The following is a 23,358-nucleotide window of genomic DNA, read 5'->3' on the forward strand; positions in this document are numbered from 1 at the left end:
TGATGGTGAACGTATTATACCATTTCGCCAACTTGTATGTACATATAACAGAGTTTATAAAAATTTAAGATTTGGATTAGCTTCTGTTAAACTCTGACTGTTACGCTAGGGCTACTCGAATTGAACGAAGGAGCGTATCCAATGCCAACCCTCTCGATGAAGTCGAAAAAATGGCTGCTCAGCCTGCACATTCTATTTTCTGCTATTTTACTCGGAACCAGTGTCGTCTTTCTTATTCTGAGCATCACAGCCGCCGCTTCCAATGACGCCGGACTGGTGCTTGCCAGCTATCGCAGCATGCACGTCCTTTCGGATACCTCCATCAGAGCCTCGACAATCGGCACCACCGTCACTGGCATTCTGCTTTCCGTCTGGACGCACTGGGGACTTTTCAAATACCGCTGGATTATAAGCAAAGAAGTGCTCACCCTGCTCGTCATCCTGATCGGCCCATTCGGCATGCACATATGGACGCTGCGCGGAATTACGCTACTTCAAGATACAGGGATTGGCGGCGCGACGCAAGGCGCTTATGTATCGAACAGTCTGATGTTCTTCACAGGCATCGGGATACAGATTGTCGCATTGGTCGCGATGTACCTATTGTCGGTTTTCAAGCCGGGTGGGAAGAGGGGCCGCTCGTGAGGCGGTCGGTTGAGAGGCTGTATAAAAAAAAACGAGTCACCCCGCAAGGCGACCCGCTTCCCACTGCCGCAGCTTACTTCCCTGCCAAAGCTCCTCTCGCCGCTTCGATCAGCTGATCGAAAAACTCATCGTCCTCCAGCAGCTCCTCAACAGCTTCGATGTCCTCTTCCTTGCCAGATTCGTTCAAAAAATTCAGGGCGTAGCTCCAGTCGTTTTTCCCCTTTGGGTCTTGGAGCGTGATTTCGTACGGATGCTCGTGCCCTTTCACCGAAAACGCCACATGCCCAAGGTAACCGTCCTCTTTGCTATGTTCCATCGTGGCTTTGATAATGTCCAGCATGGTTTGTTTCCTCCTCGCGAGTTTGCAGCCACCGCCAAATGACGTCGACGACCGCTTGTAAATTTGTTCTTTCCTTCCATCTATAAGGAGCGCCGCTCCGAAAATAATCCGGATGCCCGCCGATCAGCGGCAAGGTGATGCGATGAACTGGCGCATGTTTCGTGCGATGCCAGCCCAGCGTAAACCATTTGCGCAAGCTTAACCCGCCCCAGGTGCCAAAATGCGGAATAACGTCGCGCTGCTTAGTCTCCGGATGCACGCCCTCTATATTCAGCACCACATCCTGCAATGCCGCCGGAACCGCACATCGAGGTGACCCGATCTGGATGACGCCGGCAATCGTGCGCCCTTCCCCCCGCAGCAGTTGCGCCGCTATCAAAGCCGCCACGGCACCGGCGCTGTGCCCAATCAGCAAGAGGCGTTCGTTTGCCGCTGCGTCCTGCCGAATCAGTCGCGCCACGCCTATGCCGCCGAACTTCGTCCGTCTTCTGTGGGTATGCCGCCACAAGTCGCTCGCGATTTCGATAAGCTGCTTCGTTTTCGAACGATGCCAATCGCCATACGGAAAATGGATGACGGCACGCACGGAGATGCCCTCCTGCACCAAACGTGCAACCAGCTTATCTGCGAACTCGTCCAGAAAATTGGGCGCTGTCGCAAAGCCAGCCGTCACATAAACCGCCATCGCGGGCTTCTCTGTCTGATGGGTCATCGCTCGCTCAGCTTCCTTCCTTGCCGGCTACGTGCGCGGCTTCGCCCGGTTCGTCGGCACAGCCGCCATCGGGTCGTCCGGCCAGTAATGTTTAGGGTAACGGCCTTTGAGATCTTTTTTCACTTCGAAATAGGCATCCCGCCAAAAGCTCGCCAAATCCCTCGTCACCTGAACGGGCCGCTGCGCTGGCGACAGCAGGTGGATTGTGATCGGCACCCGCCCTTTCGCGATCCGCGGGGTATCTGTCAATCCGAACATTTCCTGCAGCCGCACGGACAACTTTGGCGACTCTAGGTCACTGTAGTCGACGGGGATGCGGGAACCGCTCGGCACAGTGATATGCGTAGGCGCCCATTCGTCAAGAGAGCGCCGCTGCTCCCATGTTAGCATTTCTTCTAATAGGCTTGTCAAGTTGATACGTTCCAAGCCGCCCTTGGATTTTACGCCGTACAGATGCGGTCCTGCCCACATCTCGAGCGTATCCAGCAGCGTCTCCTCGCGCATATCCGGCCAATCCTCCACAAAGCGGTGTAAAAAAAGGCATCGCTGCTGATACTGTCTGGCCTGCCGCGTCCACGGCAGGATGTCCAGCGACTCTGCCCGGATGCCGTTCAGCAGCGCCTCCAGCACCCGTTCAGGGTCCGGATTCGCCAGCACCGTCTCTTTCAGCGTCAATGCGCCGAACCGCCAGCGCTCCCTTGCTTTGACCACTCCACCTGCCGCGTCCCACTGCACGAGCTGCTCCTTGCGGATGCTCCCCTCAAAAGCCTCATACAACGCCTCCTCTTCCAGCGGCGCCGCCAAATAAATGCGGCTGTCTACGCCGCTGTCTTCGAGCTCGGCCGCGACCAGATACCGCTCATTCGAGAGCGGCTGCAGCTCCGGCAGATCAGCGCCGCGCCCGCCGCTGAGCAAAAAGCGCCCCGTCGATCGCCGCTGCGCGACGCGATCGGGATACGCGAAGGCGAGCAGCAAGCCGCTCGCCGCCGTATCCGCGCCGCTCGGCTTCACGCCGAGCGACCGCATCAACTCGCCCGCTTCCGCCGCCATGCGGCGGCATACGCGGGCGTCAACGCCCTCGCGCTGCTCGCCTGCGGCAGCGCGCCGAAGCAGTTCGATGCGGCTGCGCACATCCGCATCCTTCGTCGCAGCGCGCAGGGCATCGCGCTCGCTCAGCATGACCGCGAGCTCGCACGCCAGCGCGCCGAGCTCGAGCGGAATGGCTTGCAGCACCATGTGCGCAAGCCGGGGGTGCAGGGGCAGCGCAGCGAGGCGCCCCCCGTGCGGCGTCAAGCCGCCGCTCTCGTTTAGCGCGCCGAGCTGAACGAGCAGATCCCGCGCCTGGAGGTACGCAGCCTCCGGCGGCGGGTCCAGCCAGACCAGCGCAGCAGGGTCGGGTTCGCCCCAGGCGGCGAGCTCCAGCGCCAGCGGAGCGAGATCCGCCTCGCGGATCTCGGGCACCGAGCTTGGCTGGAGCTGCCGGTGCTCTTGCTCGGTCCACAGGCGGTAGCATACGCCTGGGCCGAGCCGGCCCGCCCGGCCTCTGCGCTGATCCGCAGAGGCAACCGACACTGGCACCGTCTCCAGACGGGTCATGCCGGTACGGGGCGAGAAGCGCGATACGCGCATGAGCCCGCTGTCGATCACCACCGTGATGCCCTCCACGGTAAGGCTTGTCTCGGCGATGGAGGTCGCCAGTACGACCTTCCGGTGACCTTGCGTGCGAACAGGCGCCAAGGCACGGTCCTGCGCCTCCTGCGGCAGATTCCCGTAGAGCGGCGCAATCTCCACCTCCCGGCCGAGCTGCAGCGCAACGAGGCCGCTTGCCGTACGATGGATCTCCGCCGTGCCGGGAAGGAACACCAGCACGCTGCCTTCGTGGGCTCTGAGCGCCTGAGCGACCGCCGCCACAACGGCTTTCTCAATCGGCCCTGTGAGCGGCTTCGGCACATAATGCGTCTCGACCGGATACGTACGGCCTTCGCTTTCCAGAATCGGCGCGTCGTCCAGCAGCGAGGACACCGCCTCAGCTTCCATCGTTGCTGACATGACAAGCAGCCTCAGATCGTCGCGCAGCACAGTCTGAATTTGGCGGCATAGCGCCAGTCCAAGATCGGCATGCAAGCTCCGCTCATGAAATTCGTCAAAAATCACGATCCCGACGCCCTCGAGCACCGGATCGTTCTGCAGCATCCTGGTGAGGACGCCCTCGGTGATCACTTCAATCCGCGTAGCGGAGCCGACGCGCGTATCACCTTTGACCCGATAACCTACAGTTTCGCCGACTTGCTCCCCGAGCTGCTGCGCCATAAAACGCGCTGCCGCCCGGGCCGCCAGCCTTCGCGGCTCCAGCATTATTATTTTGCGGCCTTGCAGCCATTCCGCCCGCAGCAGCGCCAGGGGCACGCGGGTCGTTTTACCCGCGCCCGGCTGGGCGACGACTAGCGCGCAAGGGCTTTGGTCAAGCGTATCCAAAATGGGCGTCAGGATCGCGTCAATCGGTAAAACCGGCATCTTGGTCACCCCGCCATTTAGTTAATCCCATTAATAATTTATGGAGATAATCAAAAATCACAGTTTCTTCATTCCTTTTCCCTTGACAAGCCTGTTCCTTCTCATTTCAATCGTGTATACTATGAAGTAATTGTTCAAAATGCCGTCTTTGATCAGGATGTTTTTGAACTCGCACTATAATGTGAATCTGGCAATTTAAAGGAGAACTTTCACATGAATGTACATGAAGCTATATCCCAACATTCAAAAAAGCAGCACCAGCACCTGGTCCGTTTTGCCGAGCTGGATGCCAAGCGTGAGCAGGCCATTGAAGCTGCAGTCGATCTATGCAGACGCGGACTTCCCTTTTCCGTCGACGCCATCAATCAGGTAACGGCTCAGATTATTGCGCATGCCAAAGAAGGCATTTCTCCTCTTCGTTCCTATGTAACCGAGGACATGGTACGTGATTTCGTGAAAAAAGGGTAAGGAGATACATAATTTATGGGCGTATTAACCTTTATTTCGATGCTGGTGATGGGTTCGGCTTTCAGCGCCGGCTTCCTGCTGTTGTTCAAGCGTAAAATTACGTTTGGCATTCTATGCATCGCGCTTTCCATCGTTTGCTACGTAGCTTATGTCTACATCGCAAATGCCTACTTTGTCTAGTAGTGACTCGCAGGAAGAACCGTTCAGTCCGGCTGAACCGGTTCTTTTTTCGCCTGTTTAGAAAGTTATATCGGCTCTATCCGACTCCACTCCCTGCTGAATAACCGCCTACGAGCCAACCTTGCCTCGTCATCTCCCCAAAAAGCAACTCATAATACGCCTGCGGATGCGGAACTAATTTTTCCCGTGTCACCGTCATACCGGCTTCCCGATATTCGCCATCGTCAGCGCTTCGTATCCCCGTCCCCGGAATTTCCGTCAATTCGCCCTGAACCAGCCTGGCGAACGCCTGCAAATCCACTGCAAACAACCCGCTAACCTCTTCTGCTTGCAAAACGAACTCCTCGGTGTCCTTGCTCACCTCATAGAGAAATACATGGCAGAACTCGCGATCGATCAGCGTTGGCGAGATGACATCCTCTTCAGCGAACATGCCGCAAGGAATTAAATCTTCAAAACGAGCTGTCAGGCCCAGTTCCTCCTCCAACTCCCGTACTCCCGCTTCCACGGACTCTCCAGCCTCCAAGTGGCCGGCACAAGAGATATCCAGCAAGCTGGGAAACAGATCTTTATTCGGTGCACGCAGTTGCAAATAAAGCTGCGGCGTCCCCGTCGACCTGTTGACGATCCAGCATTGGAATGTCTGGTGCCATAAGCCTTTGGCATGCACCTCTGAGCGCGGAGCAACGCCTAGCCAGTTACGATCTCCGTCGTAAATATCGAATTGTTCCTCTGATTTTGCCTGCATCATTCTGATTCTCCTCAGCTTCGCTCGCTATCTTCTTGCCCGTTTGGACACTTTCAGCGCGTACAAATCCTCTTCCAGCACCGCCATGCGGTCACTCACCGTTCGGCACGCATCGTCAATCGCTTGATTATAGATGGGTTCCTTCAATTGATTTATCATGTATTCCACGAGTTGTTCGGTGGCCAATTGCCCCAGCGTGACGCCATGCTCCAGCTCCAAATGCGCCTGCAAGTCGTCGATCAGCATTTGTTTCTCTTCTTTTGGCAGTTTAATCGGTTTCATATGTCCCTCCAGTCCTCTATGTTATTATAGCGGATTTTGACACGTGGAACTATCTTCCGGCGGCCCCCTGCTCGGCAAGCAGCGATTTCCTTTAAAAGGGAATAAAAATGACCCCACCTGTGCACGTTAAAAATGTTTCACTAGCAACAACATCCCATGTGAGAAAAGGACGTGCCGCAATGGAAAACAATAAACACGCAGGGAATTATACCGGAACAACGAATACGAACGCTGAGAACCAAGACATGGAATTCGTAAACGACACGTTGGAAAATGCGCCGAACACGACGTCTGTCAATGTCGCCAAAGACGACATCAGTGAAGCTAATGAAGAAAATCAGCTGAATCAAAAGTAGGCAGCATCTTGGCTGCACTTGGCATCTCCTCCCGGTTGCGCTACTATTAAGGTTGGAATTGGAACACGGGAGGAGAAATCGAGATGGAACACGTCATCGTCATTGGGGCAGGTCCTTGCGGCTTATCTGCCGCCGTTGCGTTGCAGCGGGAAGGGCTTTCGCCATTACTCATAGAAAAAAATTGCATCGTCCATTCCATTTACTTGTATCCGACGTATTTGCAGTTTTTCAGTACAGCGGAGCTGCTTGAAATTGGCGGTTATTCATTCACAACACCCCACGAGAAGCCATATCGGCAGGAGGCGCTCGTCTATTATCGCGAGGTCGCTCGCCGGGAGCAGCTCCGCATTCACAGCTATGAGGAAGCGGTGCGGATCGAACGCATCGGGGACTGTTTTAAAATCCATACCGTCGACCAGTTTGGCCGAAAAGCCGACTATGACGCGCGCAAAGTCGTCGTGGCGACCGGGTACTTTGATCATCCGAACCTGCTTGGGATTCCTGGCGAAGATCTGCCGAAAACGACACACTACTACAAAGAAGCCCACCCTTATGCAGGGGCAAAAGTCGCCATCATCGGCGGCAACAATTCCGCGGTGGATGCGGCGATGGATCTTCTTCGGGTAGGTGCCGAAGTGACGGTTGTCTATCGCGGGAGCGGTTTTTCCGCGAGCATCAAGCCGTGGGTCAGACCTTTATTTGAAAGTATGGTCAATAAAGGCCGTATCCAGATGTGGTTTAACTCTCAGGTTGAGGCGATCCGCGAACACGACATCGTTGTTCGTAAAGAGGATCAGCGAGTGACCCTGGTGAACGACTTTGTGCTTGCGCTGACCGGTTTCCGACCGGACCGACAGCTGCTCACAGACATCGGCGTCAATTTCCACACGGAGACGAACGCGCCAATCGTGAATCCTGAGACGATGGAGACAAACATCCCGGGCCTATACGTAGCAGGCGTAGTAGCAGCTTCGAAGTATGATGCGAACGAAATATTTATCGAGTCCGGGCGTTTGCACGGGCTTGGCATTACAAAGCACATTGTAGATGGCATGCAGCACAAATAACGGTAACGGGCGGGCCTGCGGGCTCGCTTTTCTGTTATCGACTCTATGAAAATATTTTCCAAATATATGCGTCCCCCTCTTCCATTACGAACATTTGTTTGTTATACTAGAAACAAGAACAAATGTTCCATATCGCAGAGGAGGTTGTTATCACGATGAACACTACTCACAATTTTCGTTTTATTGAGCGGGATTATTGGTATCATAAGGCATTGTGTGAAACTGACCACCTGCTTCCTGGACAAATCGATGACATGCTGGATGAAGCTTCAACGCATTATGCTGACTATACATTCAAGTTTTACGACGACGGTTCCGTCACCATTATTGATAATGATACGAACAATCTGATCAAGCCCCGCGAACTCACCGGAGCTGTCTACGACTTCTATGTGCGCAAACGGATTTATTTGATTAAGCAGAATTTGATTGAGAAGCAGTTGCAATATGCCTGATGATGTTGCCGTCCATTTGATGAAGCTTTATGCTCAATTGTTTTTATTTTAAATAGTCAGGAGTCACCGTCCTATGTCTGAACAGCAACAATATTCTCAAGTAAACATTGAACCTTGGGCACCTGCCGATCTGAATTTGCTCCATCTTCTTAATGCGCCCGACATGATGGAGCATCTCGGCGGCCCGGAAACGGAAGATCAGCTTGCCGCACGGCACGAGCGGTACCTGACCCTTACTGAACGCAAGGCCGGCTGCATGTTCAGCGTTGTATCGGTGCCAGACGGCCAGGCCGTCGGCAGTGTAGGCTACTGGAACACCAAGTGGCAGGGTGAGGACATCTACGAGATGGGCTGGGGCATCCTGCCTGCGTTCCAAGGAAGAGGCTTTGCGACTGCAGCTGTTCAGAAAGCCGTTGCGCTCGCCAAAGCGGCTGCTGACGGCAGTGCCGGTTCAGATCCCGACAAGCAAATCAAGTTTATTCATGCCTTTCCGAGTATCGACAACCCGGCTTCCAACGCCGTTTGCCGTAAGCTAGGCTTCACACTTATTCAGCCGTGCGAGTTCGAATATCCGCCAGGTCACTTCATGCAGTGCAACAATTGGCGGTTGGGCATTTAGTGCAGTCCAACAAGACTAAATCTGCCGCAGGTTGAATTTTTGTGTGGGCAAGCGTACCATACCATGATAAACTAAACGTGGAGGTCGATTGTGATGGGCGAAATGAACGAGCGCGAACTTCTCAGCGCGATTTTAAAAGCAGTTGAAACGTCAAATGCGAAGACAGACTCGCTAGCCGACGAACTGCTGCATTTCCGCAAAGATATGAATGAATTCAAAACAGATATGTATGAGTTTAAAAAAGATATGTATGAATTCAAAAAAGATATGTATGAGTTCAAAACAGATATGTATGAGTTCAAAAAAGATATGAACGAATTCAGACGCGAAACGGTAAATTCTCTTAATAAGGTTGAGCGCCGACTACGTTTTGTTGAAACTGATTTTGATCAAATAAATGACCGTGTAGACAAATTAGAATTAAGAGGCGGTACATCCCATTGACAAGGGAAAAGTCGTCTCTTTTTTTGTCTCATGAACAAATAACGGCACGCCTCAGGACATTTTCCCCCTCGATGCTTGCCGCTATTTGTATTTTTTCTCCAACCCGGTCAACCTGCCCGCTCCAGGCCTGCTCGTCGTTTTGAACCCACATGCCGCCAGCCAACGTGCGAATAGGATACTAATGATTGACCCCTGTTCAATTCGCTTTAAAACAACCCTGCATATGATCATTCACCATTCCTACGCCCTGCATGTATGCATAGCAAATCGTCGATCCGACGAATTTGAAGCCGCGCTTCTTCAAGTCCTTGCTCATCGCATCCGACACGTCGGTGCTGGCCGGCAGGCGTTGACCGTGCTCGTAGTGATTCACAGTCGGCTTGCCGCCAACGAATCGCCAAATATAAGCGTCAAACGTGCCAAATTCTTCCTTCACTTTCAAGAACGCCTTCGCGTTCTGTACGGCCGCAGCAATTTTGAGTCGATTGCGAACGATGCCCGGATTTTGCATCAGATCTTGCATTTTCGCATCGTCGTATTGTGCGACTACTTCCGGGTCCCAGCCATCAAACGCTTCGCGGTAGCTCTCGCGCTTCTTGAGAATCGTATACCAGCTCAAGCCCGCTTGCGCGCCTTCCAGATTGAGCATCTCAAACAGTTTGCGGTCATCATGTACGGGAACGCCCCATTCATGATCGTGGTAGTGTATATATAACGGATCTTCATTTACCCAACTGCAACGATGCATGTTCGTCTTCACCTCACCAATAGTAGAACAAATGTTCTATCATGATTATAAAGCAAAGACTAACCGATTGTCCAGTTAGTCTTTGTCCCGTGCGTTCAATCCATAAAACCGCTCCGTATTCCCGCGCACAATCGCCGCCGTCTCGGCAACAGCAAGCCCCTTCAACAAAGCGATCTGCTCGATGACAACATGAACCATACGCGGATGCGTTGCCTGCCCTTCAAATGGCCCCTCGAACAGCCAAGGCCCGTCAGTTTCCACCATGATGTGCGTCAACGGATATTCTCGAACAAGCGTTCTGATCTCATCTTCATAGCACACATCCGGTGTGATTGAAATGAAATATCCCGCCTCGATCATACGCCGTATCGTACTAACCGGGCCTTTGAACCAATGGAAGTGCGCCTTGGACACGCCATGCCTATGTAGCAAGTCGATCACCACATCGGCATCCTCGTACACGGCATGGAGCACAACAGGCTTGTTCAGTTCTGCAGCCAGCGCGATAAACTGCTCTAACAGCTTCACATACGGCTCCTCTTCAAAATGACGCCCTTCCGCTTCTACTTCCGTGCGCGTATAGTAAGGCAAACCGATTTCCCCTATCGCAACCATCTCGTCTTTCCGCTCCCGAATCCATGCCAGCAGCTCAGCAAGCTCCGCATCCGAAGGCAGCGCCTGCTCGGGATGAAAGCCATACGCTGCCCACACGTGATCCGGGAACGATTCCCTTAGCCGCTGAGTCGCTTGGCAGGACGCCAAATGGCGCGATACCGCCACGAGCCCCAGCACATTGTTGCCAACCAGCTCCTCGCATATCTCCCGAGCCCGCACCTCCGGGTACATATCCAGATGTATATGTGCATCGATCGCCTTATACATTGGCCCTCTCCTTTCTCAGCAAGCGCTGGATGTGCTGCCGCATGTCAATAAACGCCGGTTCCAGCATCACCGCTTCCGTCCTCGGCCTCGCAAACGGTACATGGAGCTCTTCCAGCACGGTCGATGGCTTATTAGAAAGCACATAAATGCGATCCGATAAGAAGAGCGCTTCCTCGATGCTGTGCGTAATAAATAAAATCGAGCGCTTATTCTGCTCCCATATTGAAAGCAGCCACGCCTGCATCTCCAGCCTAGTCAGCGCATCTAGCGCTCCAAACGGCTCATCCAGGCACATAAGCTCCTGAGGGCTTAGCAACGCTCTCAAAAAAGCCACACGCTGCTGCATACCGCCTGACAAGACATGCGGATACTCCCGCTCATAGCCGCCAAGTCCGACCTTCGGCAGCCATTCACGCGCTTTCTCCAGCGCGCTGCTCCGGCTCTCCCCCGCCACTTCCAGGCCTAGCGCGACATTGGCTTCAATCGAGCGCCACGGAAACAGCGCTGGCATTTGCGGCATGTACGCGATCAAGCCTTTCTCGCCAGTGACTTGCTTGCCGTCCAGCCAGACTTCCCCAGCTGTCGGCTTGATCAATCCGCCTATAATATGAAAGAGCGTGCTCTTCCCGCTCCCCGAAGGGCCGATCAACGACACGAATTCCCCTTCACCGACCGTAAGGGAAATATCGCCGAGCACGGGCTGGAGCTGCTTTTTGACCGGAAAGCTGTGCCGGATTTCTTTCAATTCCAATTTCGCCATCGTGCCAGCCTCCTTAAGATGACCGCTTCGTCTGCCAGCGGATGACCAGTTTCTCAAGCCCCGCAATGCACCAGAAAAAGAGCAGACTCAAGATCACGATAATACCGATGGCCACGAACTCTCGATCCGCCCGAAACGCAGATTTTTGCAAAATCATGTAATACCCCAGCCCGACATTTCCGCCGAGCCACTCCGCAATCACCGCACCCATGACGCTGTACGTGGCGGAGATCTTTAACCCCGTAAACAAAAAGGGCAAAGCATGCGGCAGCTCAAGTTTATAAAAAATTTGACGCGAGCTCGCGCCGATCATGTGCATGTAGCTGAGCATGCTTCGATCCGTCTGCGTCAAGCCATCGAGCGTCGACATCGTCACAGGAAAAAAACAAACAAGCGAAATAAGGACGAGCTTCGGCAGGATGCCAAAGCCGAGTAGAATGACCAACAAAGGCCCGATCGCAATGACCGGGATGTTCTGCGAAAGAATAAGCAGCGGATAAAAACCCGCCTTTACGAACGGCATCCTGTGCAGCACGCATGCGACCATAAGGCCGATCGCGCTGCCAACACCAAAGCCCAGCAGCATCAGTTTGAGCGTCGCCCACGTGTGCATCCACACGCGCGGCATGTCCGTCGTGCCGTCTCGAAGTATTTTCAATGGGCTGGGAAGCAGCCACGACGCTGTGCCGCCCCAAGTGACGGCCAACTGCCAAACGAGCAGAAGCAGGATAACGACCACAAGGGGCGGCCATCCTGCTTGAAACCAGCGCGATTTGCGCATTACCGATATTTCTCCGTCAGCTTGTCCATCGACGCGCCGGACGGATTGAAGTAAATTTTCACTTGAGAAATGACATTCGGACTCCCCATGTCGATCATCGCCGCATTCATATCTTGGATGATTTGCAGCAACTGCGGAAGGTCGCCTTCCATCGTCGTTTCCAGTGGGGATACGAAATATTTGACGCCAGACGCAGCAATCACTTCAATTGCGCGATCCACATAAGGGATGACGTCCTCGTTGTTTACCGTTTTAGGCAAAATTTGAATACTTACAAGCGCGTTTGCCATGCTCCAACCGCCTTCCTCCATTTATTTCGTGCCTGCCGCCGGCAGAAAGTCGTTCGTAAAAGCGGCGTCGACGTCCAGCTTCTTCTCCAGCAGCTTATGATCCAACATCCAGTTCGCGTAGTTCTCCCAAACGCTGCGCTTTTGCTCGCCCCAACGCGGCGCGTCGTCCTGATAGCGGGTTGCGAGCCATTTTTGGGACGCTGTTACCAGCTTCGGATCCAGATCAGGCACGGCTTTCGTGAGCATTTTCGCCGCATCCTCCGGCTTCGCAATCGCGAATTGGTACCCTTTCGACGCAGCGGCAACGAATGCCTTCACGACGTCCGGCTTGGTTTTGATCATATTCTCGTTCGTAGCCAGCACCGGCGTATAATAGTCCAGTTTATCCGAATATTTGTTCAAATAAATCATGTTCATCGGCTCGCCGCGCAGTTCGGCGTCAATGCCTGTCCACGCGTAATAGATCCAAGCAAAATCAATATCCCGCTTCACTGCCGTAAAATAATCCGCCTCACCGATATTCACCATCTTCACCTTGCTCGCGTCCGCTTTCTCGGATTGCATCAAGGATTCAATCATCGCACTTTCAGCCGGTGCTCCCCAACCGCCATAAGTTTTCCCTTCGAAATCCTTCGGCGTCTTAATGTTCTTCGCAACCGGCGACGCAAAGCCCGATGTATTATGCTGAATGACCGCAGCAATGGACACTAGCGGCACGCCTTGAATACGCCCTTGCGTAATGCTCTCCTGATATGATACGCCGAATTCCGCCGCGCCGGAGGCAACCATCGCATCCGCCCCGCTTTCGCCCGGGGAAATAATTTGCACATTGAGGCCCTCTTGCTCAAAGAAGCCTTGATCCTTCGCGACATAGAGGCCCGTATGATTCGTATTCGGCGTCCAGTCCAGGACAACCTTCACATCTGTCAACGGCTTCGCGCTTCCCGCAGGCTTCGTTACATCATTCCCAGGCGCTTTCCCGCAGCCCGCCATCAACACCGTCAAGCCAACCAGCATCGCTGGTGCCAGTTTCGTCCATTTCATCTTTATATTTCTCCTCTCCACACCCTGTTGTACCAAAAGAAAAAAGCCCCCGGAATCCGGGAGCGCCATCTGTAGAAAATGTAAGTTGACAAGCTGATCCAACCGCGGCAGCGGCCGAAGAACCTGCATGTAGTTATATTTCTCTACGCTGGCATTACCCAGATCAGATAAACGGTAAGTGACATCCCGGTCACAATCTCAGCCTGACTTCACAAGCTCCCGTGTCGTTCTTATTGGTCAATCCCTACCATACCGCAATTTTCGACAAAAGGCAATTGTTCCTTATTTTTTGACCCATTCCTTTAGCTTCATGCCAAGCCGTCTGGCATCCTCATAGCCCAGCTCAAACAACGCTTGCAGCTTCTTCGGATCCTTCTCCATCCGGCCGACGGTCACTTTCTGTGAAGGGCGAATAATCAAGGCGCTGCCGTCCGCTTCCATCGTGTCGATCATCTGCAGCGTATTGTTGTAAATTTCACTCCGGTTGACCAACACATTCACTAATCCCTTATATCGCGGGTAAAAAGATCGAGCCAACCACCCCTGTTTGAACGGCCGTTTCCGATACCCAAACTCCTTGGTCAATACAATTAAATGCTTCTTATTGCCGTCCGCCACCGACTTTTGCACTGGAATCGGATCGACCAGCCCGCCGTCAAACAGCGTTCTTCCTTTATACTGCATCGGCGTCGCCACGAACGGCAGTGAGCTGGACGCTTGTATAATCGGAATCGTCTGCTCCATAAGCTCGTGTTTGGTAAAATAAATCGGTTCCCCTGTATGCGCGTCTGTTGTACCGATCGCAAATTGCTGATCTGAGTTGTAAAAGGTCTCATAGTCAAACGGGACCAACTGATTCGGAATGACGTTAAAAATAAAGTCCATGCCAAAAATGCTTTTATGTCGAATCAGGTTCCGATAGCTTAAATAGCGATGGTCGGCAATGTAATCGAGCGTGACTTTCTTGTTTCTGCCGAGCTGCCTCGAAATGTAAGAAATGGCATTGCAAGCCCCCGCCGATACGCCAACAACGTAAGGAAAATATAAATCTTGTTCCATCAAGTATTCTAAGACTCCCGCAGTGTATACCCCGCGCATACCTCCGCCTTCCAGTACGAGTCCTATTCCTTCCATGGGAGGCACCCTCTTTCTAACTGTCTAACTGCACCACTGTCTAGCATACAGGAAATGTAAATCAAAATAAACGTGTCTTTCCCTTCGAAAATGAGACAAACACGCAGATTTTCTCTATTTTTCGCGTTCAGATTGTGGGAAAAAGGCAGTTTAGGCGCGTTTTTGCGGAAATTCAAGAAACTGTCCTAAACTAATTTACAGTTTTGGCGAAAATGAAAAAGAGGAAGCAAGAAACTTCCATGCCTCCTCTGAGATAATGCCTCCGCACACACATTATGTGCTTGTTTTACTAATGTTGTTCAGGCTTGGAGGCAGCTTGTCCGCCTTTTCCTTGGACAGCGTCTGCGCCTCTTCGGTGAAGTGCGCCTCGTTCTGTTGATTGTTCTTTTTATCCGCTTTGCTCAAGTAAATCACCTCCGTCATCTCCACCGTAGTATGAGATGTCGGAAGCGTTCTTATGCCTGCGGATCCTTCATGCCATTAATCATCTATACATCTCTTTGATTTGCAAAAATTCATCCAGATGGTTCAGGAACAAATCCACAATCTGTGGGTCAAAATGTTTCCCTCTCTCGGCGCGCAGCAGCTCCAACACGCGGTCAAGCTCCCATGCCTTCTTATAGACCCGATCGCTGCATAATGCGTCAAATACGTCCGCTAACGCTGTTATTCGGCCATATAAATGGATCTCCTCACCCTTCAGTCCTTGCGGATACCCAGTGCCATCATAACGCTCATGATGCTGCCAAGCGATAATTGCCGCGGCATACAACACTTTTTTATTCGAATGCTTCAACATTTCATAGCCGAGATTCGCATGCGACTTCATGATCTCGAATTCCTCGGGCGTTAGTGCCGCCGGTTTGTTCAGAATGGCGTCCGGGATACCGACTTTCCCGACATCGTGCATCGGCGTCGCGAGGCGGATGACCTCCGCTTCGCTTTCCGAGAGACCGTACTTGAGCGCCAGCAGGCGGGAATATTCCGCAACGCGCTTCACGTGATGCCCGGTTTCTTTCGATCTCGTCTCGGTTATTTCCCCCATGGTGTAGATAATTTCCTGCTGCGTGCTCTCGAGTTCTTCATTCAAATACAGATTTTCGAAAGCGACCGAAACATTCGCGGAGTAAATATCGATCAGATAGCGCTCCCACTCGCTGAGTTCCTGAAAGCCGTTCATATAGATGACATTTTCCATGCCCATTTTGCTTTGAAAATAGACCACGAACCGGTCCGCGGAAAAGCTGCTTCTCCGGTTGTGGAAGGCCATTTCGATCTCGCTGAGCACGTCAATCGGCACAACGTCGCGCGCTCGCGCGTCCTGGGAAGCTGCATAATCACCGCTCGCCGCGAGGATATAAATATCTTCAACGCCCTTGGTCACGGCGAACGAGCAGTGAAGCGCGTTTTTGTGCACGTTGACGATCGACGTCATCTGCGTCAAAACGCCGGAGGCGAATTTTTTCAAGGATTGCAATTCAAATAAAGAGGCGGATGATTTAATGATTTCCTCTAAGCCGACACGGCTTTTTTCAATCGTTTTAATATCGCGGTACGATCTAAGAGCGGTGACGATCGTCGTGAACAGCTTTTGCGAGGTCAGCTCCGTTTTTTCTTTATAATCGTTAATATCGTACTCCATGATGACCGTGCGCTCAGGAGCTTGGCCCGGCTGGCCGGTGCGGAGGATAATTCGAATCGCCTGATTCTTTAACTCGTCGCGAATATATCTCACGATCTGCAGCCCGGCGTCCTCAACCTCCATCACGACATCCAGCAGCACTACGGCAATGTTCGGCTGCTCCTTGAGCAGCTGCCTGGCCTCGTGCGCGGAATAGGCGCTTAGAAAGTCGAGCTTGCGGCCAGCAAATTCAAAATCATGCAAAACCATCCGCGTCACCTGATGAATTTGCTTTTCGTCATCGACAATCAAAAGCAGCCAGGGCTCCTGTTCGATGCCGGTTACATCCAGCTCAGCGCCGATTTCCTCATCTGCAAACAGAAGCTCATCCACGTCAGCTTGTCCGGCTTCATTCGTCATAAAAAAGCTTCCTCCTCTTTGGGGATTGTGATCGTAAATAGGCTGCCTTGCCCCCGTGTGCTGTAACAGTGAATCACGCCGTTCAGCGATTGCGTTACGACATTGTACACGATGTTCATACCAAGTCCCGTCCCCCCGCTGCCGCGGCTTGTCGTAAAGAACGGATCAAAAATATGATCGAGCACCTCTTGCGTCATCCCTTTGCCGTCGTCGGAATAGGCAATCTCAATGTTGGCGCCCAAATCACGAACGCGGATGGTCAGCGTCCCCTCTTCGTTCGGCTCATACGCGTGATTTAAAGAATTCATGACCAGGTTCGTCATAATCTGTGAGATGGCGCCCGGATATGTATAGAGCTGAATCGTTTCGTCGCAAATGATGTCCATGCGCAAAAGTGTCTTTTTGAGCGCCGGTCTGAGACTCGCGACGATGCCGTCCAAGTATTCTTTCAGTTCAATGGTCCGCTTGATCTCGACGCTCTGATCCACAGAAATCTGCTTGAAGCTGCGAATAAGCGCAGACGCTCGCTCGAGATTCGACAGCACCATCGTATTTGTCTCATGGGTCACGGCAAGGAATTGCTCGAGATCTGACTTTTTCATTTTACCTTGTTGGAATATTTCCGTAAAATGCTTCGTTCGGTCATCCAAATACGTGATCGCGGTAACGCCAATGCCGATCGGCGTATTGATTTCGTGTGACACGCCGGCGACAAGGCCGCCCAGCGCACTCATTTTCTCGGACTGGACCAGCTGGTCCTTCGCCACTTCCAGCGTCGTCAGCGCTTGCTGGAGCTGTTGGTAGCGCTCGTCCAGGTTCGCGACCATGCCGTTAAAAGCGTCCGCCACCTCCTCAATCTCCGGTGAAGAAGCCATCTGCAGCTTGGGCAGTTCCCCGCCTTGCTTCACGACGTTGGCCGCTTCCCGCAGCTTACCGAGCGGACGAATGACAATGCTTCGCAAGATTAACCATATTAACATCGATAGTATGATCGCAATGCTGATCCCGACAACCAGAATCAACTTCGTTCTTTTCTTGAGCAGCACTTGTTCTTCGGAAGCGTCGAAGAAAACTTCAACCGCGCCAACTACGCTCCCGTCCTCCTGAAGCGGAGCCGTCAGACGCACGACAGGACGGTCATGGGCCGCCATCGGCACCCGATCGACAATCGTACGATCCTGATTCGGGATCACCACCTCAGCAGCTCTGAGCTGCTTTCCGATTTCGGTCCGATCGGACGCGGCGAGTATGAGTCCTTCTTTGTTATAAAGCTTCATGTCCAGGACATGCTGGTTCTTGTATTGGATATAGTCAAAAATCTGCTGCACATCGGTAACCGAACGCGATTCCTCGTAACGTCCGTTTATCGCAATGGTCATGCCGCTGATCTGACTCACATAGGCTTCTTTAATCGATTGGTTCAAGCTGTATGTATCGAAGATCATCATTGTCGAAATCATGGCGACGGAAACGGTGGTCATCAAGACGACGATACGTTTCTGAAGGCTTAATCTTTTACGGCGTATAGGCATTATTCCTCCGACACCTACTTCACTTCAAATGTGACGGTTTGGCCGACATTATACGGCGTGTGATCGTTATTATGCAGCGAGACCCTCGCCTCATGCTTGCCGGGACTTAGATGCTCGAGCACCTTCTCAGGCTCAGTTACGATAATTTTCTCACTTCCATCTAAGGATAAATGAATATGCCCTTCTCCTGTCACTCGCGCATGATCGTAATGCTCTTTGGACAGCTTGAGGTCAGTCTTTATATGAAGTGTCGCCGTGTCGCCGCTTACGGCCGCTGTAACGTCCAGGGTCGGCGTAAATGTGCTGGCAGACTGCGATTCTGTTTTGGCTGATCCACAACCCGCCAAAAGCGCTGCTACAGCAAGGGTCAAACATATCCCTTTCATCTTCTTCATGTGTCATCCTCCAAAAAAGAAAATCTGTTGTCTATCGTTGTCAGATAGCGCCATCCTCTTTAGCTTAAGAAGTAACGGGCGGTTTGTCTACTGTTATTTTGGCAACAAGTGTCATATTCGGCGCTCTGGACAGGAGTTGACGTTTTATTCCTAATTTTCAGATAATTGATGTCGAAAAATCATGATACCGCTCACATCCTGCGCTTCCCCAGGAAATAATTTCATTTCCCCATCGAAGCATGATTTCCCTGCTTTTCGCGCAAGGTAGGATAGTCGCAATTTCTATTTATCAGGAGGTATCGCCCCATGACAGACACCCGCCAACACCAGCAGCCTTTACAGCACGCCATCGACGCAGCCGATAACGCGATTCTGCAAGCGCAGGACGCCGAGCATCAGCTCCAACGCGCGCTCAAACAAGCTGATCCGCAGCGCATTCAATCGGCTCAGGCCGCGCTTGCACAAGCACAACACAACGTTCAGGAGGCGCAGGAGCAGTTGAAATCGTTCCCTGCAGACGAATTCGGCACACAAACGGCACAGACTGCGCAGCAGCTCACCCAAGCCGCACAGGATCTGACGGCAAGCGAAGCGAAATCCCATATGCCGAAGCAAATTCGGTAACGCCGTTTCAATATTTCCCGGAAAAAAGCGATCGAATTTCGAATCGCTTTTTTCTTTTGAGCGGACAGTGTGATACACTACGGGAATAGTCTTTTAGTTTTTGGGGGAGGAACTTGCTCGCATGCTTGTCATTGGAATTGCCGGAGGCACAGGCTCCGGAAAAACAACCGTCGCCAAATCGATTATGTCCAAACTCGGTCCGGCGAACGTCACGCTCATATCTCAGGATAATTATTATCTTCATCATAGCGGTCTTTCTTTTGAAGAACGGGAACGCATTAATTATGACCACCCGAACGCCTTCGAGAACAGCCTGCTGCTGGCACACCTCAAGGAGCTCAGCGATGGACGCGCGGTCCAAATCCCGGTGTACGATTTTTCACAGCATGCGCGGGCGCAAGAAACAATTCGCGTCGATGTGAAACCGATCGTTCTGATCGAAGGCATTCACGTCTTGACGGACGAGGAGCTGCGCAGTGCGCTCGACATTAAGGTGTTCGTCGATACGGACCCTGACGTGCGCATTCTTCGCCGCCTATCCCGCGACATCAACGAGCGCGGCCGTACGCTGCAATCGGTGTTCGATCAATATTTGACGACCGTGAAACCGATGCACGACGCATTCATCGAGCCGTCGAAGAAGTATGCGGACATCATTATTCCCGAAGGCGGCGAGAATCAGATCGGCATCTCGATGCTGACTGTGCTGACGGAACGCTATTTGACGGATCAGGCGGCTCGCGGCGAGATCGGATAAGCGGCAGTCAAGCAAAAAGACACCTTTCCAGCCCGATAAGCTGGCTGAGGTGTCTTTTTTTAGTTTCACTGCATGTTCCCAAGCTCGATCACTTCCCACCGGCCTTCATAGGCCTGCAATTGCGGATTCAAGGGGACATGGAATTGGCGCAAGATGACAAGCCGCGCCTTCCTGATCCATTCCTTGAACGATGGATACGTCACGAACAGATTGGCGTAGCGGTCGCTCATGCACATGAAGTGAGGTTCTGGCGATTTGTCCGTCAAAAACGTCAGCGACGTATCCAACGGGGTGTACTTCTTACGCTTGCCCTCCCACTGATCGACCTCGACGCGAAGCGCAGTGTCCACTTCTTCAAGATAAGCTTGAAGCTGCTTCACCCGCGCGTGGTACGGCATCTCTGCACGAATGTCCATGCGCCGCAGCGTCTCCTCGTGCTGCGGATAGAAGATTAACCGCTTAAACGATTTATTTTCCGCCCAGTCAACCAGTGAACGCACATCCGCCTCTGTCCAATCCTCAAACGTTTCGAAAACAAGGACCGTCCCCTTCCGCTTCTCTTCCGGCGGCTCGTAGCCAAATGGAACCTGGATCTGTTCTCTGGCCATACCTCTCCTCCTCGTCATTTTGTGTTGGCTTCGCTTTTCTCCCTTTAGTATACCCCGCGACTGTGCTTTGTCACGAGCAAAGCCCACAATTGACCTTGTGTCAATAATGTGTCTCCTATTTGGCTTGCCCTGCCAACTGCGCTATAATAAAACGGAAGTTATTTCCCTGAAGGAGACCAATACCCATGAGAGATCCACGATTACAGACTTTTGCACGCAACATCATCCGCTACTCCGTGAGCCTTCAACCCGGTGAAAACATATTGATTGAAATGATCGGCGTCAAAGATCCAGAACTGGCGAAATGCTTGATCGAGGAAGTGTACGCGGTAGGCGGGAATCCTTTTATTGAGCTGCGCGACCCGATGATTACAAGAAGCCTGCAAATGGGCGGCAACGAAAAGCAATTGACGACCTGGTCCAATTTCGAGCTGGAACGGATGAAGCAAATGGACGCCTATGTGGCAGTCCGCAGCGGCGATAACATCACCGAGTCTTCCGACGTCCCGGACGAGCAGATGAAGATGTTCTTGAAGCACTATCAGCGTCCGATCTTCGACGAGCGAATCAACAACACGAAGTGGGTCGTCATGCGCTACCCGAACCCGTCCATGGCCCAGCTCGCCGGCAAAAGCACGGAAGCGTTCGAGGACTTCTACTTTAACGTCTGCAACCTCGACTACAGCAAAATGGCAAAAGCGATGGAAGCGCTTGTCGATCTTATGAACCGCACGGACCGTGTCCGACTCGTCGCAAAAGGCACCGACCTGTCGTTCTCGATCAAAGGCATCGGCGCTGTACCTTGCTCCGGCCTTCGCAACTTGCCGGACGGCGAGGTGTACACGGCTCCTGTCAAGGATTCCGTGAACGGTGTGATCAGCTATAATACGCCGACCATTTATGCGGGCACCTCCTTCGAGAATATCGTGCTCACATTCGAAAATGGACGCATCATTGAAGCAACCAGCAACGATACGAAGAAGCTGAACGAGATTCTTGATACGGATGAAGGCGCGCGCTACATCGGCGAGTTCGCGATCGGCGTGAATCCGTATATTCAGCACCCGATGAAAGATATTTTATTTGATGAGAAAATCGACGGCAGCATTCACTTCACCCCAGGGCAAGCTTACGAAGAAGCCGATAACACGAACCGTTCCTCCGTGCACTGGGACATGGTGCTCATTCAACGGCCGGAATACGGCGGCGGTGAGATTTATTTCGACAATGTGCTGATCCGCAAAGACGGTCGTTTCGTCATTCCTGAACTGGAGCAGCTGAATCCTGAAAACTTAAAATAGTTCATGACATTAAATAAGCAACGGCTCCCTGCTCAACTTCTTGAGAGGCGGCCGTTGCTTTTTTTTCAGCCGAGCCAATGAAAAATCACATGCTCCGGCGATTCGTCATGATGGGGCAGCTCAGCTGGCTGCAGCACGTCCGGCGGGCTCGCCGGCCTCGCTGGCAAGCTGGGCCATCCGGCTGCCTGGATATGCACCGCGGTTCCCTTTGGTACAAATGGGAATAACTGCTCGATGTCCGCGTTCGAAAGCCGCACACAGCCAAGCGAAGCGTTGCTTCCGATCGAGCTGTCATCGTAGGTGCCGTGCAAAGCGATCGCGCCCAGTCCCAGCCCTGCTTCGCCATAGGAACTCGCAGTTTTGCCGCGCGGCTGAAGGACCCGGTCCGTCACGATGAAGTCGCCGACCGGTGTGCTGTCCTGCTGCCCTAGTCCAATCGGCTTATCCCAAAGGAGCTGATTGCCGGCCAGCAGCTTCAGTTGATGCTCAGCCTTATTAATTTCAATATGAATAGGCGCATAGGGCACTGCCTCTGCTCCTGCCATATTCGCGTAAAACATCTCCTCAGGGGTCTGCGCCTGCGGGTTATAGACCCATCCCCCTCCTCCCGTATAAGCCTCAGCAACGGCGTTAGAGCCGCTGCCCGCCTCTTTCGGTATGTAGCTGAGATAATTGCCCGGATAATCTTGCAAAAGCGCATCAAGGCGCTCTGGTACCTTCCCTTTATCGCGGCTATACGCCATAAGCGCCGTACGAACTAAATTAGCACCAATCGCGGTTAGCGGTTGGTGCTCTTTCCATGCGGCGTTGAGAAAACGAATCCGAACGGCATCGTCGATCTCCGGCTGGTACGTGGCGACGACGATCGCCTGCTTAATCAGATCCTCATGGGTCAGCCTCATCGTTTTTCCCCAGCTCGTGCTATCCTGTGTTACGACACCGTAGAGCAGGATACTCGTTTTCGGCATATCCTTCGCAAGCTGAACGGCCTGCTTATGCAGGGCCTTCTCCAGTTCAGCTTGCGGCGTCTGCTCGGAGATGTACAGCACGAACGGCGCTTCGACCGTCTCATACGTCACCTCGCGGCCGACGTCCCAGGCCTTCATTTTGGACACCGATGAATGCACCGCCCCCCCGCCTAATGCAAAAACCAGGAGCAAGAGCAAGTTGATGACAGCCAGCACGATCAGCAGCTTCTTCATCAAAGGCGGCAGCAGCGGCTTTCTTACCGCACCCACTTCGCTTAACTTGGCCACATGAGCCGCTTGCTGCTCATTCAATTGATGAAGCGCCCGGTTGGCGGCTGAATAGAACGGAGACGGGTACGTTTTGAGTACTTCCTTGTAATGAAAAAAGGCCCGCTTCCAATTGCCCTTGAGCTGATACTTTTGGCCGAGGTTATAGTGCGCTTCCGGCGAGTTCGCGTCCAGATACCGAATCACCTTCTCATAATAGAGCGGATCGGACTGCGAGATGTACAGATTTTTGTGCAAATGAATCAGATGGTCGTCAAGCGGGTTGCGAAATCGCTCCTGTCGGCGGATCATACGGCTCCTCTCCGTTCGAGATAGATTAGCTTGTCCTGCCTTGGTGTTTGATACAATTAGTATCTCTGATACATAATGTATCAT

General features: G+C 52.7%; 29 protein-coding genes and 1 riboswitch. Of the genes, 11 read left to right on the plus strand and 18 right to left on the minus strand.

Going from position 1 to position 23,358, the window contains the following annotated elements; genetic code table 11:
* Positions 1-141 precede the first annotated feature (141 nt).
* Positions 142-645: a hypothetical protein gene (locus tag EJQ19_RS23840; protein WP_126143749.1), complete on the plus strand. Its 504-nt coding sequence runs from the start codon at positions 142-144 to the stop codon at positions 643-645.
* 73 nt (positions 646-718) lie between these two features.
* Here the strand turns inward: EJQ19_RS23840 and EJQ19_RS23845 are convergent, their stop codons facing one another.
* Genes EJQ19_RS23845 through hrpB form a run of 3 tightly spaced genes read right to left on the minus strand, consistent with a single transcriptional unit; the run spans position 719 to position 4,211 of the window.
* The gene (locus EJQ19_RS23845) at positions 719-985 is read right to left on the minus strand and encodes a hypothetical protein (RefSeq protein ID WP_126143750.1); all 267 of its coding nucleotides are present in this window, start codon (positions 983-985) and stop codon (positions 719-721) included.
* Complete coding sequence (locus EJQ19_RS23850) at positions 951-1,697, minus strand: lipase family protein (RefSeq protein ID WP_126143751.1); 747 nt, start codon at positions 1,695-1,697, stop codon at positions 951-953. Before EJQ19_RS23850 ends, EJQ19_RS23845 begins: the two co-directional genes overlap by 35 nt.
* A gap of 27 nt (positions 1,698-1,724) precedes the next feature.
* Complete coding sequence (gene hrpB / locus EJQ19_RS23855) at positions 1,725-4,211, minus strand: ATP-dependent helicase HrpB (protein ID WP_126143752.1); 2,487 nt, start codon at positions 4,209-4,211, stop codon at positions 1,725-1,727.
* 213 nt (positions 4,212-4,424) lie between these two features.
* On the opposite strand from hrpB, the gene EJQ19_RS23860 reads away from it, so the two are divergent.
* Both EJQ19_RS23860 and EJQ19_RS31970 read left to right on the plus strand, forming a co-directional pair.
* On the plus strand, positions 4,425-4,679 hold the full coding sequence (locus tag EJQ19_RS23860; protein ID WP_126143753.1) for a YpbS family protein: 255 nt from the start codon (positions 4,425-4,427) through the stop codon (positions 4,677-4,679).
* Positions 4,680-4,694: 15 nt separating this feature from the next.
* Positions 4,695-4,859 (plus strand): hypothetical protein, encoded by a 165-nt coding sequence (locus EJQ19_RS31970; protein WP_164716695.1) that lies wholly within the window; start codon positions 4,695-4,697, stop codon positions 4,857-4,859.
* Positions 4,860-4,935: 76 nt separating this feature from the next.
* Here the strand turns inward: EJQ19_RS31970 and EJQ19_RS23865 are convergent, their stop codons facing one another.
* Both EJQ19_RS23865 and EJQ19_RS23870 read right to left on the minus strand, forming a co-directional pair.
* Complete coding sequence (locus EJQ19_RS23865) at positions 4,936-5,610, minus strand: NUDIX hydrolase (RefSeq protein WP_241243064.1); 675 nt, start codon at positions 5,608-5,610, stop codon at positions 4,936-4,938.
* A gap of 24 nt (positions 5,611-5,634) precedes the next feature.
* The gene (locus tag EJQ19_RS23870; RefSeq protein WP_126143754.1) at positions 5,635-5,889 is read right to left on the minus strand and encodes a DUF2164 domain-containing protein; all 255 of its coding nucleotides are present in this window, start codon (positions 5,887-5,889) and stop codon (positions 5,635-5,637) included.
* A 179-nt stretch (positions 5,890-6,068) separates the two neighbouring features.
* On the opposite strand from EJQ19_RS23870, the gene EJQ19_RS31975 reads away from it, so the two are divergent.
* From EJQ19_RS31975 to EJQ19_RS23890, 5 genes are all read left to right on the plus strand, one after another.
* Positions 6,069-6,245, plus strand: a complete 177-nt coding sequence (locus EJQ19_RS31975) for a hypothetical protein (protein WP_164716696.1) — start codon at positions 6,069-6,071, stop codon at positions 6,243-6,245.
* An 83-nt stretch (positions 6,246-6,328) separates the two neighbouring features.
* Complete coding sequence (locus EJQ19_RS23875) at positions 6,329-7,312, plus strand: YpdA family putative bacillithiol disulfide reductase (RefSeq protein WP_126143755.1); 984 nt, start codon at positions 6,329-6,331, stop codon at positions 7,310-7,312.
* A gap of 155 nt (positions 7,313-7,467) precedes the next feature.
* Positions 7,468-7,767 (plus strand): hypothetical protein, encoded by a 300-nt coding sequence (locus tag EJQ19_RS23880; RefSeq protein ID WP_126143756.1) that lies wholly within the window; start codon positions 7,468-7,470, stop codon positions 7,765-7,767.
* A gap of 73 nt (positions 7,768-7,840) precedes the next feature.
* Positions 7,841-8,386 (plus strand): GNAT family N-acetyltransferase, encoded by a 546-nt coding sequence (locus EJQ19_RS23885; protein ID WP_126143757.1) that lies wholly within the window; start codon positions 7,841-7,843, stop codon positions 8,384-8,386.
* 93 nt (positions 8,387-8,479) lie between these two features.
* Positions 8,480-8,830, plus strand: coding sequence for a hypothetical protein (locus tag EJQ19_RS23890; protein WP_126143758.1), 351 nt, complete (start codon positions 8,480-8,482; stop codon positions 8,828-8,830).
* A 196-nt stretch (positions 8,831-9,026) separates the two neighbouring features.
* Here the strand turns inward: EJQ19_RS23890 and EJQ19_RS23895 are convergent, their stop codons facing one another.
* The 11 genes from EJQ19_RS23895 to EJQ19_RS23940 all read right to left on the minus strand — a co-directional run bounded on the left by EJQ19_RS23895 (position 9,027) and on the right by EJQ19_RS23940 (position 18,437).
* Positions 9,027-9,578 carry a DNA-3-methyladenine glycosylase I gene (locus EJQ19_RS23895; protein WP_126143759.1) on the minus strand — a complete coding sequence of 184 codons (552 nt, stop codon included), beginning with the start codon at positions 9,576-9,578 and terminating at the stop codon, positions 9,027-9,029.
* Between the two features lie 75 nt (positions 9,579-9,653).
* Positions 9,654-10,460: a TatD family hydrolase gene (locus tag EJQ19_RS23900; RefSeq protein WP_126143760.1), complete on the minus strand. Its 807-nt coding sequence runs from the start codon at positions 10,458-10,460 to the stop codon at positions 9,654-9,656.
* On the minus strand, positions 10,453-11,220 hold the full coding sequence (locus EJQ19_RS23905; RefSeq protein ID WP_126143761.1) for an ABC transporter ATP-binding protein: 768 nt from the start codon (positions 11,218-11,220) through the stop codon (positions 10,453-10,455). Before EJQ19_RS23905 ends, EJQ19_RS23900 begins: the two co-directional genes overlap by 8 nt.
* Positions 11,221-11,233: 13 nt before the next feature.
* Positions 11,234-12,001 (minus strand): ABC transporter permease, encoded by a 768-nt coding sequence (locus EJQ19_RS23910; protein ID WP_126143762.1) that lies wholly within the window; start codon positions 11,999-12,001, stop codon positions 11,234-11,236.
* The gene (locus tag EJQ19_RS23915; protein WP_126143763.1) at positions 12,001-12,291 is read right to left on the minus strand and encodes a thiamine-binding protein; all 291 of its coding nucleotides are present in this window, start codon (positions 12,289-12,291) and stop codon (positions 12,001-12,003) included. The genes EJQ19_RS23910 and EJQ19_RS23915 overlap by 1 nt, the downstream gene beginning before the upstream one ends.
* A 21-nt stretch (positions 12,292-12,312) precedes the next feature.
* Complete coding sequence (locus tag EJQ19_RS23920) at positions 12,313-13,335, minus strand: ABC transporter substrate-binding protein (RefSeq protein ID WP_126143764.1); 1,023 nt, start codon at positions 13,333-13,335, stop codon at positions 12,313-12,315.
* Between the two features lie 123 nt (positions 13,336-13,458).
* Positions 13,459-13,568, minus strand: a riboswitch (TPP riboswitch).
* 49 nt (positions 13,569-13,617) lie between these two features.
* Positions 13,618-14,469 (minus strand): patatin-like phospholipase family protein, encoded by an 852-nt coding sequence (locus tag EJQ19_RS23925; protein ID WP_126143765.1) that lies wholly within the window; start codon positions 14,467-14,469, stop codon positions 13,618-13,620.
* Positions 14,470-14,742: 273 nt separating this feature from the next.
* Positions 14,743-14,874, minus strand: coding sequence for a hypothetical protein (locus EJQ19_RS32920; RefSeq protein WP_277600980.1), 132 nt, complete (start codon positions 14,872-14,874; stop codon positions 14,743-14,745).
* 79 nt (positions 14,875-14,953) lie between these two features.
* On the minus strand, positions 14,954-16,510 hold the full coding sequence (locus tag EJQ19_RS23930) for a DUF3369 domain-containing protein (RefSeq protein WP_126143766.1): 1,557 nt from the start codon (positions 16,508-16,510) through the stop codon (positions 14,954-14,956).
* Complete coding sequence (locus EJQ19_RS23935) at positions 16,507-18,042, minus strand: sensor histidine kinase (RefSeq protein ID WP_126143767.1); 1,536 nt, start codon at positions 18,040-18,042, stop codon at positions 16,507-16,509. The genes EJQ19_RS23930 and EJQ19_RS23935 overlap by 4 nt, the downstream gene beginning before the upstream one ends.
* Before the next feature lie 14 nt (positions 18,043-18,056).
* On the minus strand, positions 18,057-18,437 hold the full coding sequence (locus EJQ19_RS23940; protein WP_126143768.1) for a hypothetical protein: 381 nt from the start codon (positions 18,435-18,437) through the stop codon (positions 18,057-18,059).
* A gap of 306 nt (positions 18,438-18,743) precedes the next feature.
* Here EJQ19_RS23940 and EJQ19_RS23945 point away from each other — a divergent pair, with 306 nt between their 5' ends.
* Positions 18,744-19,061, plus strand: coding sequence for a hypothetical protein (locus EJQ19_RS23945; protein WP_126143769.1), 318 nt, complete (start codon positions 18,744-18,746; stop codon positions 19,059-19,061).
* 121 nt (positions 19,062-19,182) lie between these two features.
* Entirely contained in the window at positions 19,183-19,818 is a 636-nt protein-coding gene (gene udk / locus EJQ19_RS23950) for a uridine kinase (protein ID WP_126143770.1), read from the plus strand.
* A gap of 65 nt (positions 19,819-19,883) precedes the next feature.
* Here udk and EJQ19_RS23955 read toward each other — a convergent pair whose 3' ends face one another.
* Positions 19,884-20,426, minus strand: a complete 543-nt coding sequence (locus tag EJQ19_RS23955) for a hypothetical protein (RefSeq protein WP_126143771.1) — start codon at positions 20,424-20,426, stop codon at positions 19,884-19,886.
* Between the two features lie 185 nt (positions 20,427-20,611).
* Here EJQ19_RS23955 and EJQ19_RS23960 point away from each other — a divergent pair, with 185 nt between their 5' ends.
* Entirely contained in the window at positions 20,612-21,727 is a 1,116-nt protein-coding gene (locus tag EJQ19_RS23960) for an aminopeptidase (RefSeq protein WP_126143772.1), read from the plus strand.
* A gap of 65 nt (positions 21,728-21,792) precedes the next feature.
* Here the strand turns inward: EJQ19_RS23960 and EJQ19_RS23965 are convergent, their stop codons facing one another.
* Complete coding sequence (locus EJQ19_RS23965; RefSeq protein WP_164716697.1) at positions 21,793-23,274, minus strand: L,D-transpeptidase family protein; 1,482 nt, start codon at positions 23,272-23,274, stop codon at positions 21,793-21,795.
* Between the last annotated feature and the right edge of the window lie 84 nt (positions 23,275-23,358).

Origin of the sequence: Paenibacillus whitsoniae (assembly GCF_003955665.1) — a bacterium.
Taxonomy (GTDB): domain Bacteria; phylum Bacillota; class Bacilli; order Paenibacillales; family NBRC-103111; genus Paenibacillus_E; species Paenibacillus_E whitsoniae.

Excerpts from the sequence above, each read along its gene's own strand:
- EJQ19_RS23885 (WP_126143757.1), top strand. The coding sequence starts at position 7,841 with ATGTCTGAACAGCAACAATATTCTCAAGTAAACATTGAACCTTGGGCA.
- EJQ19_RS23920 (WP_126143764.1), bottom strand. The coding sequence starts at position 13,335 with ATGAAATGGACGAAACTGGCACCAGCGATGCTGGTTGGCTTGACGGTG.
- EJQ19_RS23940 (WP_126143768.1), bottom strand. The coding sequence starts at position 18,437 with ATGAAGAAGATGAAAGGGATATGTTTGACCCTTGCTGTAGCAGCGCTT.
- EJQ19_RS23900 (WP_126143760.1), bottom strand. The coding sequence starts at position 10,460 with ATGTATAAGGCGATCGATGCACATATACATCTGGATATGTACCCGGAG.
- EJQ19_RS23875 (WP_126143755.1), top strand. The coding sequence starts at position 6,329 with ATGGAACACGTCATCGTCATTGGGGCAGGTCCTTGCGGCTTATCTGCC.
- EJQ19_RS23965 (WP_164716697.1), bottom strand. The coding sequence starts at position 23,274 with ATGATCCGCCGACAGGAGCGATTTCGCAACCCGCTTGACGACCATCTG.
- EJQ19_RS23890 (WP_126143758.1), top strand. The coding sequence starts at position 8,480 with ATGGGCGAAATGAACGAGCGCGAACTTCTCAGCGCGATTTTAAAAGCA.
- EJQ19_RS23930 (WP_126143766.1), bottom strand. The coding sequence starts at position 16,510 with ATGACGAATGAAGCCGGACAAGCTGACGTGGATGAGCTTCTGTTTGCA.
- EJQ19_RS23860 (WP_126143753.1), top strand. The coding sequence starts at position 4,425 with ATGAATGTACATGAAGCTATATCCCAACATTCAAAAAAGCAGCACCAG.
- EJQ19_RS23870 (WP_126143754.1), bottom strand. The coding sequence starts at position 5,889 with ATGAAACCGATTAAACTGCCAAAAGAAGAGAAACAAATGCTGATCGAC.
- EJQ19_RS23905 (WP_126143761.1), bottom strand. The coding sequence starts at position 11,220 with ATGGCGAAATTGGAATTGAAAGAAATCCGGCACAGCTTTCCGGTCAAA.
- EJQ19_RS23910 (WP_126143762.1), bottom strand. The coding sequence starts at position 12,001 with ATGCGCAAATCGCGCTGGTTTCAAGCAGGATGGCCGCCCCTTGTGGTC.
- EJQ19_RS23865 (WP_241243064.1), bottom strand. The coding sequence starts at position 5,610 with ATGATGCAGGCAAAATCAGAGGAACAATTCGATATTTACGACGGAGAT.
- EJQ19_RS23925 (WP_126143765.1), bottom strand. The coding sequence starts at position 14,469 with ATGGAAGGAATAGGACTCGTACTGGAAGGCGGAGGTATGCGCGGGGTA.
- EJQ19_RS23880 (WP_126143756.1), top strand. The coding sequence starts at position 7,468 with ATGAACACTACTCACAATTTTCGTTTTATTGAGCGGGATTATTGGTAT.
- EJQ19_RS23840 (WP_126143749.1), top strand. The coding sequence starts at position 142 with ATGCCAACCCTCTCGATGAAGTCGAAAAAATGGCTGCTCAGCCTGCAC.
- EJQ19_RS23960 (WP_126143772.1), top strand. The coding sequence starts at position 20,612 with ATGAGAGATCCACGATTACAGACTTTTGCACGCAACATCATCCGCTAC.
- EJQ19_RS23955 (WP_126143771.1), bottom strand. The coding sequence starts at position 20,426 with ATGGCCAGAGAACAGATCCAGGTTCCATTTGGCTACGAGCCGCCGGAA.
- EJQ19_RS23845 (WP_126143750.1), bottom strand. The coding sequence starts at position 985 with ATGCTGGACATTATCAAAGCCACGATGGAACATAGCAAAGAGGACGGT.
- hrpB (WP_126143752.1), bottom strand. The coding sequence starts at position 4,211 with ATGCCGGTTTTACCGATTGACGCGATCCTGACGCCCATTTTGGATACG.
- EJQ19_RS23935 (WP_126143767.1), bottom strand. The coding sequence starts at position 18,042 with ATGCCTATACGCCGTAAAAGATTAAGCCTTCAGAAACGTATCGTCGTC.
- EJQ19_RS23915 (WP_126143763.1), bottom strand. The coding sequence starts at position 12,291 with ATGGCAAACGCGCTTGTAAGTATTCAAATTTTGCCTAAAACGGTAAAC.
- EJQ19_RS23945 (WP_126143769.1), top strand. The coding sequence starts at position 18,744 with ATGACAGACACCCGCCAACACCAGCAGCCTTTACAGCACGCCATCGAC.
- udk (WP_126143770.1), top strand. The coding sequence starts at position 19,183 with ATGCTTGTCATTGGAATTGCCGGAGGCACAGGCTCCGGAAAAACAACC.
- EJQ19_RS23850 (WP_126143751.1), bottom strand. The coding sequence starts at position 1,697 with ATGACCCATCAGACAGAGAAGCCCGCGATGGCGGTTTATGTGACGGCT.
- EJQ19_RS31970 (WP_164716695.1), top strand. The coding sequence starts at position 4,695 with ATGGGCGTATTAACCTTTATTTCGATGCTGGTGATGGGTTCGGCTTTC.
- EJQ19_RS31975 (WP_164716696.1), top strand. The coding sequence starts at position 6,069 with ATGGAAAACAATAAACACGCAGGGAATTATACCGGAACAACGAATACG.
- EJQ19_RS23895 (WP_126143759.1), bottom strand. The coding sequence starts at position 9,578 with ATGCATCGTTGCAGTTGGGTAAATGAAGATCCGTTATATATACACTAC.